The organism is Pseudomonas sp. GW821-FHT01A09 (genome assembly GCF_058986725.1).
Window position 1 is genome coordinate 148,367 of sequence record NZ_JBYSWB010000015.1, and the last position, 16,176, is coordinate 164,542.

The following is a 16,176-nucleotide window of genomic DNA, read 5'->3' on the forward strand; positions in this document are numbered from 1 at the left end:
GGCCCACTTTTTGTTGAAGGTGTAGTTGCGATGAAACGTGTAGGTCTGATCGGTTGGCGCGGGATGGTTGGTTCCGTGCTTATGCAGCGGATGCTCGAAGAGGGTGATTTCGACCTGGTCGAGCCGGTGTTTTTCACCACTTCCAATGTGGGCGGCCAAGGCCCTGCAGTGGGCAAGGATATTGCTCCGCTCAAGGACGCTTACAGCATTGACGAACTGAAAACCCTGGACGTGATCCTCACTTGCCAAGGCGGCGACTACACCAGTGAAGTCTTCCCCAAGCTGCGTGAAGCCGGCTGGCAGGGTTATTGGATCGACGCGGCTTCGAGCCTGCGCATGCAGGATGACGCGGTCATCGTCCTCGATCCGGTCAACCGCAAGGTCATCGACCAGCAGCTGGATGCCGGTACCCGGAACTTCATCGGCGGCAACTGCACCGTCAGCTTGATGCTGATGGGCCTGGGCGGTCTGTTCGAGGCCGGTCTGGTGGAGTGGATGAGCGCCATGACCTATCAGGCCGCTTCCGGCGCCGGCGCGCAGAACATGCGCGAGCTGATCAAGCAGATGGGCGCGACCCACGCCGCCGTTGCCGATGAACTGGCCAACCCGGCCAGCGCCATCCTCGACATCGACCGCAAGGTGGCTGAAGCCATGCGCAGCGAAGCCTACCCGACCGAGAATTTCGGCGTGCCGCTGGCCGGCAGCCTGATTCCCTGGATCGACAAGGAACTGCCGAACGGCCAGAGCCGCGAAGAGTGGAAGGCCCAGGCCGAGACCAACAAGATCCTCGGCCGCTTCAAGAGCCCGATCCCGGTCGACGGCATCTGCGTGCGCATCGGCGCCATGCGTTGCCATAGCCAGGCACTGACCATCAAGCTCAACAAGGACGTGCCGATCGCCGACATCGAAGGCATGATCAGCCAGCACAACCCTTGGGTGAAGCTGGTGCCCAACCAGCGTGAAATCAGCATGCAGGAACTGTCGCCGACCAAGGTGACCGGCACGCTGAACATCCCGGTAGGGCGCCTGCGCAAGCTGAAGATGGGCTCGCAGTACCTGGGCGCGTTCACCGTCGGCGACCAGCTGCTGTGGGGCGCCGCCGAGCCGCTGCGCCGCATGCTGCGGATCCTGCTGGAGCGTTGATCGCTGTGGCCTGACGAAAAGCCCGCGCCTCGCAAGAGCTGCGGGCTTTTTCGTGCCGCACCTGTAGCGAGGGGGCTTGCCCCCGAAAAAGGGTGTCAGTCATAAACATGGTGCTGACACGATCTTTCGGGGGCAAGCCCCCTCGCTACAGGTTTGTAGTCAGTCGGCGTTTCCAATCGCTCCTTATTCCCGATAAAGTGCCGCCCCCCTGTAATGCTCGAGGATTAGCCCATGACCCAGACTTTCGATATCGCCATCGTCGGTGCCACCGGCACGCTGGGAGAAACCCTGGTGCAGGTCCTCGAAGAGCGCGACTTCCCGGTGGGCGCCTTGCACTTGCTGGCCAGCAGCGAGTCGGCCGGCGCCTCGGTGGCGTTCCGCGGCAAGAACGTGCGGGTGCGCGAGGTCGACGATTTCAACTTCGCGCAAGTGCGTCTGGTGTTCTTCGCCGCAGGCCCCGCAGTCAGCCGCAGCTTTACCGATCGCGCGCGGGCGGCAGGGTGCACGATCATCGATCTGGCCGCCGACGCCGGTGTGCCGAATCTGGTGCCAGAGGCCAACGGCCAGCGGCTGGTCGGTTTGCCCGCGCCACTGCATGTCGCCAGCCCCAGCTCCACGGCGGTCGCCCTGGCGGTGCTGCTGGCCCCTCTGCGCGAACACCTGCAATTGCAGCAGGTCACGGTCACGGCCTGCCTGGCGATCTCCGCCCTGGGCCGCGAAGCCGTCAACGAACTGGCCCGCCAGACCGCCGAGCTGCTCAACGTTCGCCCGCTGGAGCCGCGCTTCTTCGACCGTCAGGTGGCCTTCAACGTGCTGCCTCAGGTCGGCAAGCCGGACGCCCAGGGGCATTTGAGTCTGGAACGGCGTGTGGTCAGCGAATTGCGCGAATTGCTGGATATGCCTTTACTAAAGGTTTCAGTCAGTTGCATTCAGGTGCCGGTGTTCTTTGGCGACAGCTTTACCGTTTCATTGCGCAGCGCCGAACCGGTCGATCTGGCTCAGGTGAGCGCCGCGCTGGATTCGGCGGCCAGTATCGAGCGCGTCGAAAATGACGATTACCCGACCCCGGTGGGCGATGCCGTGGGCCAGGACGTGGTCTATGTCGGCCGTTTGCGTACGGGCGTCGACGATCCGGCGGAATTGAATCTGTGGGCGACCGTCGACAACGTCCGCAAAGGCGGCGCACTCAACGCTGTGCAGTTGGCTGAATTGTTGATAAAAGACCTTGTGTAAAAGATACTTGGCAACACTTTGTATAAAGTATCTCGCTTGCCGAGGAATGTTCAGACAAGGATTGAGACCATGGTTCACGTTCGCAAACTGGTGTTAGCAATAGCCGCCGCTTCGGCGCTGTCATCCGGTATGGCGCAGGCGCTGGTGCTGGGCGAACTGACCCTGAAGTCGACGGCCAATCAGCCGCTGCTGGCCGAAATCGAGCTGCGCGACGTGCGCGACCTGACGGCCGCCGAGGTGGTGCCGACCCTGGCGCCGCCCGATGCGTTCGCCAAGGCCGGGGTGAGCCGTGAGGGCTATCTCAACGATCTGGTGTTCACCCCGGTCATCAATGCCAGTGGCCGCAGCGTCATCCGTGTGACCTCGAGCCAGCCGTTGTCGGCGCCGATGGTCAAATTCCTCGTGCAAGTGGTCTATCCCGCCGGTCGACTGATGCGTGACTACAGCGTGCTGGTCGATCCGACGCGCTTCTCGCCGCAAGCCGCCGCCGCGCAAAACGCGCCGCAGCCTGCGGTGACCGGGGCCAACGCCACCAGCCAATACACCACCACCGCGCGCGATACCCTGTGGGAAATCGCTGCGCGCTATCGCAACGGTGCGTCGGTGCAGCAGACCATGCTGGCGATTCAGGCGCTCAATCCGGATGCCTTTATCGACGCCAACATCAACCGTCTCAAGTCTGGTCAGGTGTTGCGCCTGCCTGACGGCCAGCAAGCCACCGCGCTGCCGCAAAACGATGCCATCGCCGAAGTGGCCCGGCAGAATGCGGCCTGGCGCGATGGCCGGCGCCTGGGGCCGCGCGCTCAGCAACTCGATGCCACGCGCCGTGGTTCGGGCAACGCTGCGCCCAATGCCAACGCCCAGCAAGACAAGCTCAGCCTGGTCTCGGGCGCGCGCACCAACGGCAAGGGCGCCGCAGGGGATGCGCGGGCGCTCAGCGACAAGCTGGCGACCACCCAGGAAGACCTCGACGCTACACGCCGTAACAACGATGAGCTGAAAAGCCGCAACGGCGATCTGCAGGGTCAGATCGACAAGCTGCAGAAACTGATTCAACTCAAGAATGATCAACTGGCACGCTTGCAGGCGGCCGGTATCGACGTCAATGCCGGTGGCGCCGCAGGTGCCGCAGCCGGTGCCGCAGCGGCCGGCGCGCCAGCCCCTGCCAGTGCGGCGCCGGGTGCACCGGCGACCCCGCCGGGCAGCGAGACCCCCGCAGCGCCGGGTGCGACACCCACCCCGCCGATCAATGCCACCTTGAATCCCGGTGCGCCTGGCGCCGAGACCGCTACGCCGGCTCCAGCGCCGGCCGCTGAGCCAGTGACGCCAGCCCCTGTGGTGGTGCCCGCCGAGGCCCAGCCTGGCCTGGGCGACAGGATGCGCAGCAATCCTATCCTCTGGGGCCTGATCGCCGGTGGTGTGGTCTTGCTGCTGTTGCTGGGTGCGTTGCTGCTGGCACGCCGACGCAACGCCTTGGCCGAAGCGGAAAAGCACAAGCGCATGGCGGCAGCGCTGACCGATGAGCCGCTGTATCGCGAAGAAGATTTCGATATGCCGCCGGGCACCTTCGATGGTCTCGAAACGCCGCCGAACGTGCGCTTGACGCCTGCTGCGGTAGCCGCCTCGGCTGCTGCCGCTCAGGCTGCGGCGCAGCACGAACCCTCGACTAACGCCGTTTACCGCCCGGCACCGCCTCTGGACGCCGATGCGCCGCCGTCGGTCGCCTCGCTGGTGGTGGGCCCGGCAGCCGACGACGTGCTGCTGGAGGCCGAGCGCGCCATCGACCATGGTCGCCTCAATCACGCGGCGGACATTCTTGAAGCCGCAGTGGCCCGGGAGCCGGAGCGCAGTGACCTGCGCCTCAAATTGATGGAAGTCTACGCCCAGCAAGGCGACCGCGATGCCTTCGTCGGCGAAGAGCGCCAGTTGGTCGCCAACGGCCGCAACCACGCCGAGGCTGAAGCCCTGAAGGCCCGTTACCCGGCCATGCTCGGTGCTGCGGCCTTGGGCTTGAGCGCCGCGGCGGTAGCGGCCGAACTGGACGCGCAGTACGTCAAGGATCTGCTCAGTGAAGACGTCGCCAGCGACGCGCCAGAGCCGATTGGTGATGTGTTCGATACCGATTTCGACCTCAGCCTCGATGGCGTCGATCCGCTCGCCGCCGCTGAAGACGACGACCTGGACAGCGCCGATGCCGATTTTGATGCGCTGCTGGCCCGCAGTACCGCCGAGCAACAAGCGGTGGGTGACGAGCTGGCCGATTTCGACCTCGACCTCGGCGCCGACGATCCTGCGCCCTCTGCGGTGGACGACCTCGACACCGCAGAGCCGCTGAGCACGTTGGACGAGCCGGCCAGGCCGGTGGTGCCGCCGGTCAAGGAGGAGGTCGACCTGTCCTCCGACTTCGACCTGTCGCTGCCGGATGACGATGAGGTCGAATCGAAAAAATTCGCTTCCGACCTGGACGACGTCAACGCTGAGCTCGATCGCCTGTCCCAGACCATGGGCAAGCCTGCGCTCAACACCGGGGCCGATGATCTGGACGATGAGTTCGACTTCCTGGCCGGTACCGACGAGGTCACCACCAAGCTCGACCTGGCCCGTGCCTACATCGAGATGCAGGACGCCGACGGCGCCCGGGACATCCTCGATGAAGTGGTCAAGGAAGGCAGCGAAGCGCAGCGCACCGAAGCGCGCAAGATGCTCTCCGGGCTGGCGTGACCTTGTAGCGAGGGGGCTTGCCCCCGAAATTATCAGCCCTCTGTACATGTTACGTCTGGCTGATTTTTCGGGGGCAAGCCCCCTCGCTACATGAGTATCCGTATAATCCCCGCCATCAAGCAATCGACAGGCTGTATCCCCGTGGAATTCATCGACAACTCAGCCGCCGAACGGGCGGCTGACGGCTTTTTCCGAATCGCGCTTGGCGTCGAATACAAAGGCTCGCGCTATCGCGGCTGGCAACGTCAGGCGTCGGGCGTGACCACCGTGCAGGAAACCCTCGAGAAGGCCCTGTCCAAGGTCGCCGACTCGCCGGTGTCCTTGATGTGCGCTGGGCGCACCGATGCCGGCGTGCATGCCTGTGGCCAGGTGGTGCATTTCGACACCCAGGCCGAACGCAGCCTCAAGGCCTGGGTCATGGGCGCCAATATCAATCTGCCCCACGACGTCAGTGTGACCTGGGCGCGGGTCATGCCGGCGGATTTCCATGCGCGTTTCAAGGCCATCGCTCGGCGCTATCGCTATGTCATCTACAACGACCAGATCCGCCCGGCGCATCTGGCCGAAGAGATCACCTGGAACCACCGCCCGCTGGATGTCACGCGCATGGCCCAGGCCGCTGAAGCGCTGGTGGGCACCCATGATTTCAGCGCCTTTCGCGCGGGTCAGTGTCAGGCCAAGTCGCCGATCAAGAAGGTCCATCACCTGCGGGTCACCCAGCACGGCAAGATGATCGTCATCGACATCCGCGCCAACGCCTTTCTGCACCACATGGTGCGCAACATCGCCGGGGTGCTGATGACCATCGGAGCCGGCGAGCGGCCGGTGGAGTGGGCGCGCGAGGTGCTGGAAAGCCGCATCCGCCGGACCGGCGGGGTTACGGCACATCCCTTTGGCCTGTATCTGGTGCAGGTGGAGTACCACGACTGCTTCGCGCTGCCGGAGCGCTACATCGGTCCGCATTTCCTCACCGGCTTCGATACACTCCCGGGCTGACGCTGCCCTCGGCATTTGCTACCATCCGGGACTTTACCCGTGCGACGAGGTTGTTTGTACATGTCCGCCGTTCGCAGCAAAATCTGCGGTATTACCCGCATAGAGGATGCACTGGCCGCTGCCGAGGCCGGGGCCGATGCCATTGGCCTGGTGTTCTACGCCAAGAGCCCGCGGGCGGTCACGGCCGCGCAAGCGCGCGAGATCGTCGCCGCGCTGCCGCCCTTCGTGACCACGGTGGGCCTGTTCGTCAACGCCAGCCGCTGCGGACTCAGTGAAATTCTCGAAGTGGTGCCGCTCGATCTGCTGCAGTTCCATGGCGATGAGACCCCAGCCGATTGCGAGGGCTATCATCGCCCCTGGATCAAGGCATTGCGGGTGCGTCCGGGCGACGATCTGGAGGCCGCGTGCAAGCTGTATCACCGCGCACGCGGCATTCTGCTCGACACCTATGTGCCCGGCGTGCCCGGCGGCACGGGCGAGGCGTTCGACTGGTCGCTGGTGCCCAGCCGCCTGAGCAAGCCGATCATCCTCGCCGGAGGCCTGTCGGCGAGCAACGTCGGTGAGGCGATCGCGCGAGTACGGCCCTACGCAGTAGACGTCAGCGGCGGGGTAGAGGCGAGCAAGGGCATCAAGGATCACGACAAGATGGCGGCCTTTATGGCAGCCGTGCGTAGCGGGGGGGCTTGCCCCCGAAAAATAACGGCTTGACCTGGGTTTTCGCCTGGCAGATTTTTCGGGGGCGAGCCCCCCCGCTACAGTGATGTTGATGTGACGGCGGGCCAACGGCCGCCGTCCACCTGTTTCGCGGCGAAATTCCCGCTGCACTGAATTCGCAACACACATGAATACGCTCAAGGGCATACGCGGGACCTGGAAACGCCAGACGTTCGGTCCCCCGGTACTGGAGAAAAGAAAGCATGAGCAACTGGTTGGTAGACAAACTGATCCCTTCGATCATGCGGTCCGAGGTGAAAAAGAGCTCGGTGCCTGAAGGCCTGTGGCACAAGTGCCCGTCCTGCGAAGCGGTGCTGTATCGCCCGGAACTGGAAAAGACCCTGGACGTTTGCCCCAAGTGCAACCACCACATGCGCATCGGCGCGCGTGCACGCCTGGACATCTTCCTCGACGCCGACGGCCGTAACGAGCTGGGCGCCGACCTGGAACCGGTCGACCGCCTGAAGTTTCGTGACGGCAAGAAGTACAAGGACCGCCTCACCGCGGCGCAGAAGCAGACCGGCGAAAAAGACGCCCTGATCTCCATGAGCGGCACCCTGCTGGGCATGCCGGTGGTGTGCAGCGCCTTTGAGTTCTCGTTCATGGGCGGCTCCATGGGCGCCATCGTCGGCGAGCGCTTCGTGCGCGCCGCCAACTACGCGCTGGAAAATCGCTGCCCGATGGTCTGCTTCGCGGCGTCCGGTGGCGCGCGCATGCAGGAAGCACTGATCTCGCTGATGCAGATGGCCAAGACTTCGGCCGTGCTGGCGCGCCTGCGTGAAGAAGGCATTCCGTTCATCTCGGTGCTGACCGACCCGGTCTACGGCGGCGTTTCCGCCAGCCTGGCGATGCTCGGCGATGTGATCGTCGGTGAGCCCAAAGCCCTGATCGGCTTTGCCGGCCCCCGCGTGATCGAGCAGACCGTGCGGGAAAAACTGCCCGAAGGCTTCCAGCGCAGCGAGTTCCTGCTGGAACACGGCGCCATCGACATGATCGTTCACCGTCAGGAACTGCGCCCACGCCTGGGCAGCCTGCTGGCACAGATGATGGGCCTGCCGACGCCGGTCTACGTCGCCGCGCCTATCGAACCGATCGTCGTGCCGCCGGTGCCTGCCAACGTATGATCCAACGCGGCCTCGGCGAATGGCTCGCCTATCTCGAGCAGCTGCACCCTTCGGCCATCGACATGGGCCTGGAACGTTCGCAGCAAGTGCTCGAACGTTTGCAGCTCGGCGCGTTGGCCCCGCGGGTGATCACCGTCACGGGCACCAACGGCAAGGGCTCGACCTGTGCCTTCCTGGCGTCGCTGTTGCGCGCCCAGGGCTTGCGGGTCGGCGTCTATAGCTCGCCGCACCTGATTCGCTACAACGAGCGGGTGCAGGTCGACGGCCTCGAAGCCAGCGATCAAGCGCTGTGCGAGGCCTTCGCGGCCATCGAGGCGGCCCGTGGCGACATCTCCCTGACCTACTTCGAAATGGGCACCCTGGCTGCATTCTGGCTGTTCGCGCGCTCGAATCTGGACGCCGTGGTGCTTGAAGTGGGGCTGGGCGGGCGGCTGGACGCGGTCAACCTGATCGATGCCGATCTGTCGCTGATCACCAGCATCGGCATCGACCACAGCGACTGGCTGGGCGACAGCCGCGAATCGGTGGCCTTCGAGAAGGCCGGCATCCTGCGTCAGGGCCGCCCGGCGCTGTGCGGCGATATCGATCCGCCGCGACCCTTGCTCGACAAGATCGCCGAGCTGAGCTGCCCGGCATTCGTTCGCGGTCGTGAATACGATCTGCGCATCGGCTCCAGCAGTTGGGATTGGTGCGGGCTAGACGGGGCAGGTCAGCGCATCGAGCTGACAGAGCTGCCGTTGCTCGACCTGCCGATGGAGAACGCCGCGCTGGCCTTGCAGGCCTACAGCCTTAGCGGTTTGCCTTGGGATGCCGGGCAGATTGCCGCCGCTTTGCTACGCACGCGGGTGACCGGGCGTCTGGATCGGCGTGTCTATGAGTGGCAGGGCAAGCGCATCAATGTGCTGCTCGACGTCGGCCACAACCCCCATGCCGCCGAGTATCTGGCTCGCCGCCTGGCCATCCGCGTACCTGCCGGTCAGCGTCTGGCGGTGTTCGGCTTGCTCGCCGACAAGGACCTCGACGGTGTGCTCGCGCCGCTGGCCGGTGTGGTGCAGCACTGGGCGGTCACGCCGCTGCCGACCCCGCGCAGCCGCACTGCCGCGCAATTGCAGGAAGCCTTGCAGAACCTTGGCGCGTCGGTAGCGTCCTATGGCAGTGTCGCCCACGCGTTGCAGGCTCAGTGCGAGCGTGCGAGCTGCGAGGACGAAATCCTCCTGTTCGGATCATTTTTCTGTGTTGGCGAGGCCTTGCAATGGCTCGAGCACAACGCCCTGGAGGTAGGTGAGCATGGCTCTGCTGGATAACACGTTCAAGCAAAGGATGGTGGGAGCGCTGGTGCTGATCGCGCTGGCGGTGATCTTCCTGCCGATGCTGTTTTCGCGTCAGGACGAAATGCGCGAAGTGCGTGTCGATGCGCCAGCCGCGCCGCAAGCCCCGGTGCAGCCGCAGGTGCAGGTGCAACCGGTGCAGGTGCCGCAGCAGCAGCCCGTGGCTCAGGAACCGGTGCCGGAGGGCGCGGATATCGCCGAGGAACAGACCAGCGCGCCGCTGCCGCCCGCTGCCAATGTGCCCGCCCCGGCCGCTGTGCCCAAGCCGGGTGCCGTCGCCCCCGCGACGGCCAGCAAGCCAAGCATGCCCGTCGGCGGCGCGCCAACGAGCAAGCCCGCGGCCGCGCCGCCGCCCGCAGTGGCCACGGCCGCCAAGCCAGCAGCCGCTACCGCGCAGCCACCCACCAAGATCGACCCCAACGGCTTGCCGATCAGTTGGTCGGTGCAGTTGGCCAGCCTATCTTCCCGCGATGGCGCCGACAATCTGCAGAAAACCCTGCGCACCCAAGGCTACAACGCTTACGTGCGTTCGGCCGACGGCAAGAATCGCGTCTACGTCGGGCCGTTGGTCGACCGCGCCGAAGCCGAGCGTCTGCGCGACACCCTCAATCGCCAGCAGAACCTCAAGGGCTTCGTCGTGCGTTTCGAGCCCGAGCGCGGCTAAGCCACAATCCCCTGTAGCGAGGGGGCTTGCCCCCGAAAGATATCCGCTAGGTACAAGTAATTGGTGCAGGGCACTTTTCGGGGGCAAGCCCCCTCGCTACAGGGGAGGGCAATCGATAGACCTGCTAAATCGCCGCGCTTAACATTCCCCGCTTACCGCAACGCCGCCGCTCTGCTAAAATGCGCCGCCTTAACCGTCTGCGGACTGCACCGTGCCATTTACCTACGTCGATTGGGCGATTATTGCGATAATCGCCATCTCCGCGTTGATCAGTCTGAGCCGAGGCTTCGTCAAGGAAGCCCTGTCGCTGGTCACCTGGATTATCGCCGGTGCCGTGGCGTGGATGTTCGGTGGCGGTCTGGCTCAGTACCTCGAGCCCTATATCCAGACGCCTTCAGCCCGTGTGATTGCCGGGTGCGCCATTCTTTTCGTCGCCACGCTGATTGTCGGGGCGATGGTCAACTATCTGATCAGCGAACTGGTTCGCGTCACCGGCCTGTCCGGGACCGACCGTTTTCTGGGCATGGTCTTCGGCGCCGCGCGCGGAGGCCTGCTGGTCGTGGTCGCGGCCGGGCTGTTGAGCCTGGGCCCGGTACAACAGGATCCATGGTGGCAACAATCGCAGTTGCTGCCCAAGTTTTTATTGGTCGCTGACTGGTCGAAAAACCTCATTCTGGGGATGACCAGCCAGTGGCTCGCCAGCGGAATCAGCTCACCGGTTGATCTTCCGTTCAAGGATCACCTCTTGCCGTCCGCCACCAAAGGACAGTGAAGGGTGTTCAGTTCAGATTCACTACGTAGGGGTTGGGTCGCATGTGTGGCATCGTCGGTATCGTCGGCAAGTCGAACGTCAATCAGGCGCTGTATGACGCCTTAACCGTTCTCCAGCATCGGGGCCAGGACGCTGCCGGTATTGTAACCAGTCACGACGGCAAGCTGTTTCTGCGCAAGGACAACGGCCTGGTGCGCGATGTGTTTCAGCAGCGCCACATGCAGCGCCTGGTCGGCGCCATGGGCATCGGCCACGTGCGCTATCCAACGGCCGGCAGCTCGACTTCGGCCGAGGCGCAGCCGTTCTACGTCAACTCGCCCTACGGCATCACTCTGGCGCACAACGGCAACTTGACCAACGTCGAGCAGCTGGCCAAGGAGATCTACGAGTCGGACCTGCGTCACGTCAATACCAACTCCGATTCCGAGGTGCTGCTCAACGTCTTCGCCCATGAGCTGGCGGTGCGCGGCAAGTTGCAGCCCACCGAAGAAGACGTGTTCGCCGCCGTCACCGACGTGCACAAACGCTGCACCGGCGGTTACGCCGTGGTCGCGATGATCACCGGTTACGGCATCGTCGGTTTCCGCGACCCGCACGCCATCCGCCCGATTGTGTTCGGCCAGCGTCATACCGACGAAGGCGTCGAGTACATGATCGCCTCCGAGAGCGTTTCTCTTGACGTGCTCGGCTTCACTCTGATCCGCGATCTGGCGCCGGGCGAAGCGGTATACATCACCGAAGACGGCAAGCTGCACACCCGTCAGTGCGCACCCAACCCGCAGTACGCGCCGTGCATCTTCGAACACGTCTACCTGGCGCGTCCGGACTCGATCATCGACGGCATCTCGGTGTACAAGGCGCGTCTGCGCATGGGCGAGAAGCTCGCCGAGAAGATCCTGCGCGAGCGTCCCGAGCACGACATCGACGTGGTCATCCCGATTCCGGACACCAGCCGCACCGCGGCCCTGGAGCTGGCCAACCACCTGGGCGTCAAGTTCCGTGAAGGCTTCGTCAAGAACCGCTACATCGGCCGCACGTTCATCATGCCTGGCCAGGCCGCGCGGAAAAAATCCGTACGCCAGAAGCTCAACGCCATCGAACTGGAATTCCGCGGCAAGAACGTGATGCTGGTGGACGACTCCATCGTGCGCGGCACCACGTGCAAGCAGATCATCCAGATGGCCCGCGAAGCCGGCGCCAAGAACGTCTACTTCTGCTCCGCCGCGCCGGCGGTGCGCTACCCGAACGTCTACGGCATCGACATGCCGAGTGCGCACGAACTCATCGCGCACAACCGCAGCACCCAGGACGTCGCTGACCTGATCGGCGCCGACTGGCTCATCTACCAGGACCTGCCAGACCTGATCGACGCGGTCGGCGGTGGCAAGGTCAAGATCGACAACTTCGATTGCGCGGTATTCGACGGCAAGTACGTGACCGGTGATATCGACGCGCATTACCTGCACAAGATCGAGCAGGCGCGCAACGACGCCTCCAAGGTCAAGACGCAAGCCGTGAGCGCAATCATCGATCTGTACAACAACTAAGGAGTCGTGGCATGACACAGGAATGGGACGCAGGCCGGCTGGACAGTGATCTGGAGGGCGTCTCGTTCGACACCCTCGCGGTGCGCGCCGGTCAGCACCGCACGCCGGAAGGGGAGCACAGCGATCCGCTGTTCTTCACTTCCAGCTACGTTTTCCGCACGGCTGCCGATGCCGCCGCGCGCTTTGCCGGTGAAGTGCCGGGCAACGTCTACTCGCGCTACACCAACCCCACCGTGCGCTCGTTCGAAGAGCGTATGGCGGCACTCGAAGGCGCCGAGCAGGCCGTGGGCTTCTCCACCGGCATGGCGGCCATCACCGCCATTGCCATGGGCCTGTGCAGCGCTGGCGATCACGTGCTGATCTCGCAAAGCGTGTTCGGCTCGACCATCAGCCTGTTCGACAAGTATTTCAAGCGCTTCGGCATCGAGATCGATTACGTGCCGCTGGTCAACCTCGATGGCTGGGACAAGGCGATCAAGCCCAATACCAAATTCCTCTTCGTCGAGTCGCCTTCCAATCCGCTGGCCGAGTTGGTGGATATCGCCGCACTGGCCGCCATCGCGCATGCCAAGGGCACGCTTTTGGTGGTCGACAACTGCTTCAGTACTCCAGCCTTGCAGCAGCCGCTCAAGCTCGGTGCCGACATCGTCGTGCATTCCGCCACCAAGTTCATCGACGGCCAGGGCCGCTGCATGGGCGGTGTGGTTGCCGGGCGTGCCGAGCATATGAAGGAGATGGTTGGGGTGGTCCGCACCGCGGGCGCTTCGCTGAGCCCGTTCAACGCCTGGATCTTCCTCAAGGGCCTGGAAACCCTCAGCCTGCGCATGCGTCAGCACTGCTCGAACGCCCAGGCGCTGGCCGAGTGGCTGGAGCGTCAGGACGGCATCGAGAAGGTCCACTACTCGGGCTTGCCGAGCCACCCGCAGCACGAGCTGGCCAAGCGCCAGACCAAAGGCTTCGGCGGCGTGGTGAGCTTCGAGGTCAAGGGCGGCAAAGAGGGCGCCTGGCGCTTCATCGATGCCACGCGGTTGATTTCCATCACCGCCAACCTGGGTGACAGCAAGACCACCATCACCCACCCGGCTACCACTTCCCACGGTCGCTTGTCGCCCCAGGAGCGTGAAGCTGCGGGCATCCGCGACAGCCTGATTCGCGTCGCCGTCGGCCTGGAAGACGTCGCCGATCTGCAAGCCGATCTAGCCCGCGGCCTGGCTGCGCTGTGATAGATTTCGCTCCCGCCGAACGCGGTCACAATGGCCGCGTCGCGTTGGTGACCGGCGCTGCACGCGGGATCGGCTTGGGCATCGCTGCCTGGCTGATCAGCGAGCAGTGGCAAGTGGTGCTCACCGACCTTGACCGCGTGCGCGGCCCCAAGGTTGCCAAGGCGCTGGGCGAGAATGCCTTGTTCATCGCCATGGACGTCGCCGACGAAGCTCAGGTCGCTGCCGGCGTCGCTCAGGTGCTGGGCCAGTTCGGTCGCCTGGACGCGCTGGTGTGCAACGCGGCCATCGCCGATCCGCATAACACCACCCTTGAATCTCTGGATGTCGTCCACTGGAACCGCATCATGGCGGTCAACCTGGGCGGTCCGATGTTGCTGGCCAAGCATTGCGCGCCTTACCTGCGTGCGCGCTGTGGGGCGATCGTCAACCTGGCGTCCACCCGCGCGCGGCAATCTGAACCCGATACCGAGGCCTACGCGGCGAGCAAGGGCGGCCTGGTGGCGCTCACCCATGCGCTGGCCATCAGCCTCGGCCCGGAGATTCGGGTCAACGCGGTCAGCCCTGGCTGGATCGACACCCGTGACGCTGCTGTACGACGTGCCGAGCCCCTCAGCGATAGTGATCATGCACAGCATCCGACCGGGCGTGTGGGCACGGTCGAGGACGTCGCCGGGATGGTTGCTTGGCTGCTGTCGCGGCAGGCCGGTTTCGTTACCGGGCAGGAATTCGTCGTCGATGGTGGCATGACCCGCAAGATGATCTATCAGCCCTGAAAAAAGGCTTTTTGAAAAAAACTTCAATCAGAGTATTGACTTAGCATCGCTAGGTGCGTAAATTTCGCGGCCTCAGCGAAGCAAAGGGTGATTAGCTCAGCCGGGAGAGCATCTGCCTTACAAGCAGAGGGTCGGCGGTTCGATCCCGTCATCACCCACCACTTCGTGAGAAAGCAGCATCGCAATATGGGTTGTAACGCTTCAGAAGAAGCACCGACGCGCAGTGGTAGTTCAGTCGGTTAGAATACCGGCCTGTCACGCCGGGGGTCGCGGGTTCGAGTCCCGTCCACTGCGCCATTTTATGTACCAGTCGGGTTTGCCCGGTTGGCGATTCAAAAGCCTTCAGGCTGCTGAATCAAACAGGTTCAAACGGACGCAAGTCCGAGCGATACGCAGCGGTAGTTCAGTCGGTTAGAATACCGGCCTGTCACGCCGGGGGTCGCGGGTTCGAGTCCCGTCCGCTGCGCCATACATAGCTTCGAGGCCCTTGAACTCCTTGAAGCGAAACAGAGAAAGCGGCCTTAGGGTCGCTTTTTTTGTGGGCGCTGGTTAATGGTTAGGCCGAGGCTGGTTCCTGGTTGCGGCGCTTGTCGTCTGTGTTCGGATCTGGCTTCAGGGCTGCGGTGTCTTGGCTATGGGGCTTTTGGATGGCGTGTTGGTCCTGCTTGCGCTCCAGCCTGTGCGGCGCCCTACATTGGCCCTTCGCTGACGCTCAGGGTACCCGCGTTCCGGCTGCTGAATCGGTGGCACGCCGCGAATCGCCGTCCATGGCTCAGAGCGGCTTCCCCGGCATCCATGCCGGGGAGCCACCGATTCAGCAGCCTCCACGCGGCCTGCTGGAAGGGCGCCGCACAGGCTGGAGCGCAAGCAGGACCAAGCGGAAATCGCGGTGTTTTCAAAGCCCAAAAAGCCAAAAGCCAAAAGCCAAAAGCCAAAAGCCAAAAGCCAAAAAGCCAACCGCTGACGCTTTTAGAATCTCGAGAACGCCACAAATATCACTGTTCTGCTTTCGAGTCGGCCTTGGGGTCGCGGCCCCCTTCCAGCAGGCCGCGTGGAGGCGCGCTTGCGCAGGGATAGCCGGCATGGATGCCGGCTAAGCCCCGCTGGGCCATGGATCAGACCGTGTGAAAACTCAGTTCGCAGCGAATAAAGCCAATGCCCCGACTTGTCGGGGCATTGGCTTTTACGGTCTGTAAAAAACAAGAGAGCCTTTCAGCCCATCAGCGCCATCAACTTTCGACCTCCCAGCACCTGAATAGCCCTCTTCAGGTTGTAGACCTGTGTCGCAAGTGCCATTTCTGCACGCGCGCCCTTCAATTGGCGCAGCAAAAAGCGGCCATTGCCGAAGATCCAGTGCTTCAGATTTGCGAAGGGGTGCTCAACGATGGAGCGGCGATAGCGCATCATATCGGGATGAGCTTTCATCCGCTGCTCCATTCGCTCAAACGCCTCTTCATGGGCATGGCGCATCAGCGAGCGATGCTCGCCCTTGGTACAGCGGCTTTTCAGTAGGCAGCCCCTGCAGTCGCGGACGCTCGCTTTATAGACTCGACCACTGTTATTCAGGTATTTCGGGATCAGTAACTTGCCAGCAGGGCACTGATACTGATCCGTCTCTTTGTTGTAACTGAAGTCTTTGCGGTCAAAATACTGCTCCCCACCGCTGGCCGCGTTGGCGGATCTGTTCGGCGGGACAAATGCGGTGATCGCCGCATCCTCACACGCCTGGAACTGGGCGCCATTTGAATAGCCTGCATCCGCTGCAACGCAGAGTGTTGATTGCTCAAGCTCGTCTTTAACAGCCTTGGCCATCGGTTCAAGTTGGCGGTTATCGGAGCCCTCCTGAGTGACTTCGTGGTGCACGATCAAACAGTGCTTCGCGTCCACAGCGCTCTGGACGTTGTATGCCACCAATGCGACGTAGGGCCCTCGCATTTT

At 63.5% G+C, this 16,176-nt stretch carries 13 protein-coding genes and 3 tRNA genes; 15 read left to right on the forward strand and 1 reads right to left on the reverse strand.

The window, feature by feature from the left end:
- Positions 1–30 precede the first annotated feature (30 nt).
- From asd to AC3WJP_RS18175, 15 genes are all read left to right on the forward strand, one after another.
- On the forward strand, positions 31–1,143 hold the full coding sequence (asd, locus tag AC3WJP_RS18105; RefSeq protein WP_493724024.1) for an aspartate-semialdehyde dehydrogenase: 1,113 nt from the start codon (positions 31–33) through the stop codon (positions 1,141–1,143).
- A gap of 231 nt (positions 1,144–1,374) precedes the next feature.
- Complete coding sequence (locus AC3WJP_RS18110; protein ID WP_493724025.1) at positions 1,375–2,376, forward strand: aspartate-semialdehyde dehydrogenase; 1,002 nt, start codon at positions 1,375–1,377, stop codon at positions 2,374–2,376.
- 69 nt (positions 2,377–2,445) lie between these two features.
- Positions 2,446–5,097 carry a FimV/HubP family polar landmark protein gene (locus AC3WJP_RS18115; protein ID WP_493724026.1) on the forward strand — a complete coding sequence of 884 codons (2,652 nt, stop codon included), beginning with the start codon at positions 2,446–2,448 and terminating at the stop codon, positions 5,095–5,097.
- Positions 5,098–5,238: 141 nt separating this feature from the next.
- Positions 5,239–6,093: a tRNA pseudouridine(38-40) synthase TruA gene (gene truA / locus AC3WJP_RS18120; protein ID WP_493724027.1), complete on the forward strand. Its 855-nt coding sequence runs from the start codon at positions 5,239–5,241 to the stop codon at positions 6,091–6,093.
- Positions 6,094–6,153: 60 nt separating this feature from the next.
- The gene (locus AC3WJP_RS18125; RefSeq protein ID WP_493735684.1) at positions 6,154–6,801 is read left to right on the forward strand and encodes a phosphoribosylanthranilate isomerase; all 648 of its coding nucleotides are present in this window, start codon (positions 6,154–6,156) and stop codon (positions 6,799–6,801) included.
- Positions 6,802–7,010: 209 nt separating this feature from the next.
- Positions 7,011–7,931: an acetyl-CoA carboxylase, carboxyltransferase subunit beta gene (gene accD / locus AC3WJP_RS18130; protein ID WP_493724029.1), complete on the forward strand. Its 921-nt coding sequence runs from the start codon at positions 7,011–7,013 to the stop codon at positions 7,929–7,931.
- Complete coding sequence (gene folC / locus AC3WJP_RS18135; RefSeq protein WP_493724030.1) at positions 7,928–9,235, forward strand: bifunctional tetrahydrofolate synthase/dihydrofolate synthase; 1,308 nt, start codon at positions 7,928–7,930, stop codon at positions 9,233–9,235. The genes accD and folC overlap by 4 nt, the downstream gene beginning before the upstream one ends.
- A complete protein-coding gene (locus tag AC3WJP_RS18140; RefSeq protein WP_493724031.1) occupies positions 9,219–9,923 on the forward strand; it encodes an SPOR domain-containing protein in 705 nt (234 codons plus the stop codon). Before folC ends, AC3WJP_RS18140 begins: the two co-directional genes overlap by 17 nt.
- Before the next feature lie 211 nt (positions 9,924–10,134).
- Positions 10,135–10,695: a CvpA family protein gene (locus AC3WJP_RS18145; RefSeq protein WP_493724032.1), complete on the forward strand. Its 561-nt coding sequence runs from the start codon at positions 10,135–10,137 to the stop codon at positions 10,693–10,695.
- A 41-nt stretch (positions 10,696–10,736) separates the two neighbouring features.
- A complete protein-coding gene (gene purF / locus AC3WJP_RS18150; protein ID WP_493724033.1) occupies positions 10,737–12,242 on the forward strand; it encodes an amidophosphoribosyltransferase in 1,506 nt (501 codons plus the stop codon).
- Between the two features lie 11 nt (positions 12,243–12,253).
- A complete protein-coding gene (locus tag AC3WJP_RS18155; protein WP_493724034.1) occupies positions 12,254–13,465 on the forward strand; it encodes an O-succinylhomoserine sulfhydrylase in 1,212 nt (403 codons plus the stop codon).
- Positions 13,465–14,238, forward strand: coding sequence for an SDR family oxidoreductase (locus AC3WJP_RS18160; RefSeq protein WP_493724035.1), 774 nt, complete (start codon positions 13,465–13,467; stop codon positions 14,236–14,238). Before AC3WJP_RS18155 ends, AC3WJP_RS18160 begins: the two co-directional genes overlap by 1 nt.
- An 85-nt stretch (positions 14,239–14,323) precedes the next feature.
- Positions 14,324–14,399: transfer RNA gene (locus AC3WJP_RS18165), tRNA-Val, on the forward strand.
- Between the two features lie 59 nt (positions 14,400–14,458).
- A tRNA-Asp gene (locus tag AC3WJP_RS18170) sits at positions 14,459–14,535 on the forward strand.
- A gap of 95 nt (positions 14,536–14,630) precedes the next feature.
- Positions 14,631–14,707 (forward strand) — tRNA-Asp (locus AC3WJP_RS18175).
- A gap of 743 nt (positions 14,708–15,450) precedes the next feature.
- On the opposite strand, the gene AC3WJP_RS18180 is transcribed toward AC3WJP_RS18175, so the two are convergent.
- On the reverse strand, positions 15,451–16,176 hold a 726-nt coding region (locus AC3WJP_RS18180), incomplete at its 5' end, for a transposase (protein WP_493721954.1).

Bases quoted from the DNA above. Each gene is read 5' to 3' on its own strand.
- asd (WP_493724024.1), top strand. From the start codon at position 31: ATGAAACGTGTAGGTCTGATCGGTTGGCGCGGGATGGTTGGTTCCGTG.
- AC3WJP_RS18110 (WP_493724025.1), top strand. From the start codon at position 1,375: ATGACCCAGACTTTCGATATCGCCATCGTCGGTGCCACCGGCACGCTG.
- AC3WJP_RS18115 (WP_493724026.1), top strand. From the start codon at position 2,446: ATGGTTCACGTTCGCAAACTGGTGTTAGCAATAGCCGCCGCTTCGGCG.
- AC3WJP_RS18125 (WP_493735684.1), top strand. From the start codon at position 6,154: ATGTCCGCCGTTCGCAGCAAAATCTGCGGTATTACCCGCATAGAGGAT.
- accD (WP_493724029.1), top strand. From the start codon at position 7,011: ATGAGCAACTGGTTGGTAGACAAACTGATCCCTTCGATCATGCGGTCC.
- folC (WP_493724030.1), top strand. From the start codon at position 7,928: ATGATCCAACGCGGCCTCGGCGAATGGCTCGCCTATCTCGAGCAGCTG.
- AC3WJP_RS18140 (WP_493724031.1), top strand. From the start codon at position 9,219: ATGGCTCTGCTGGATAACACGTTCAAGCAAAGGATGGTGGGAGCGCTG.
- purF (WP_493724033.1), top strand. From the start codon at position 10,737: ATGTGTGGCATCGTCGGTATCGTCGGCAAGTCGAACGTCAATCAGGCG.
- AC3WJP_RS18155 (WP_493724034.1), top strand. From the start codon at position 12,254: ATGACACAGGAATGGGACGCAGGCCGGCTGGACAGTGATCTGGAGGGC.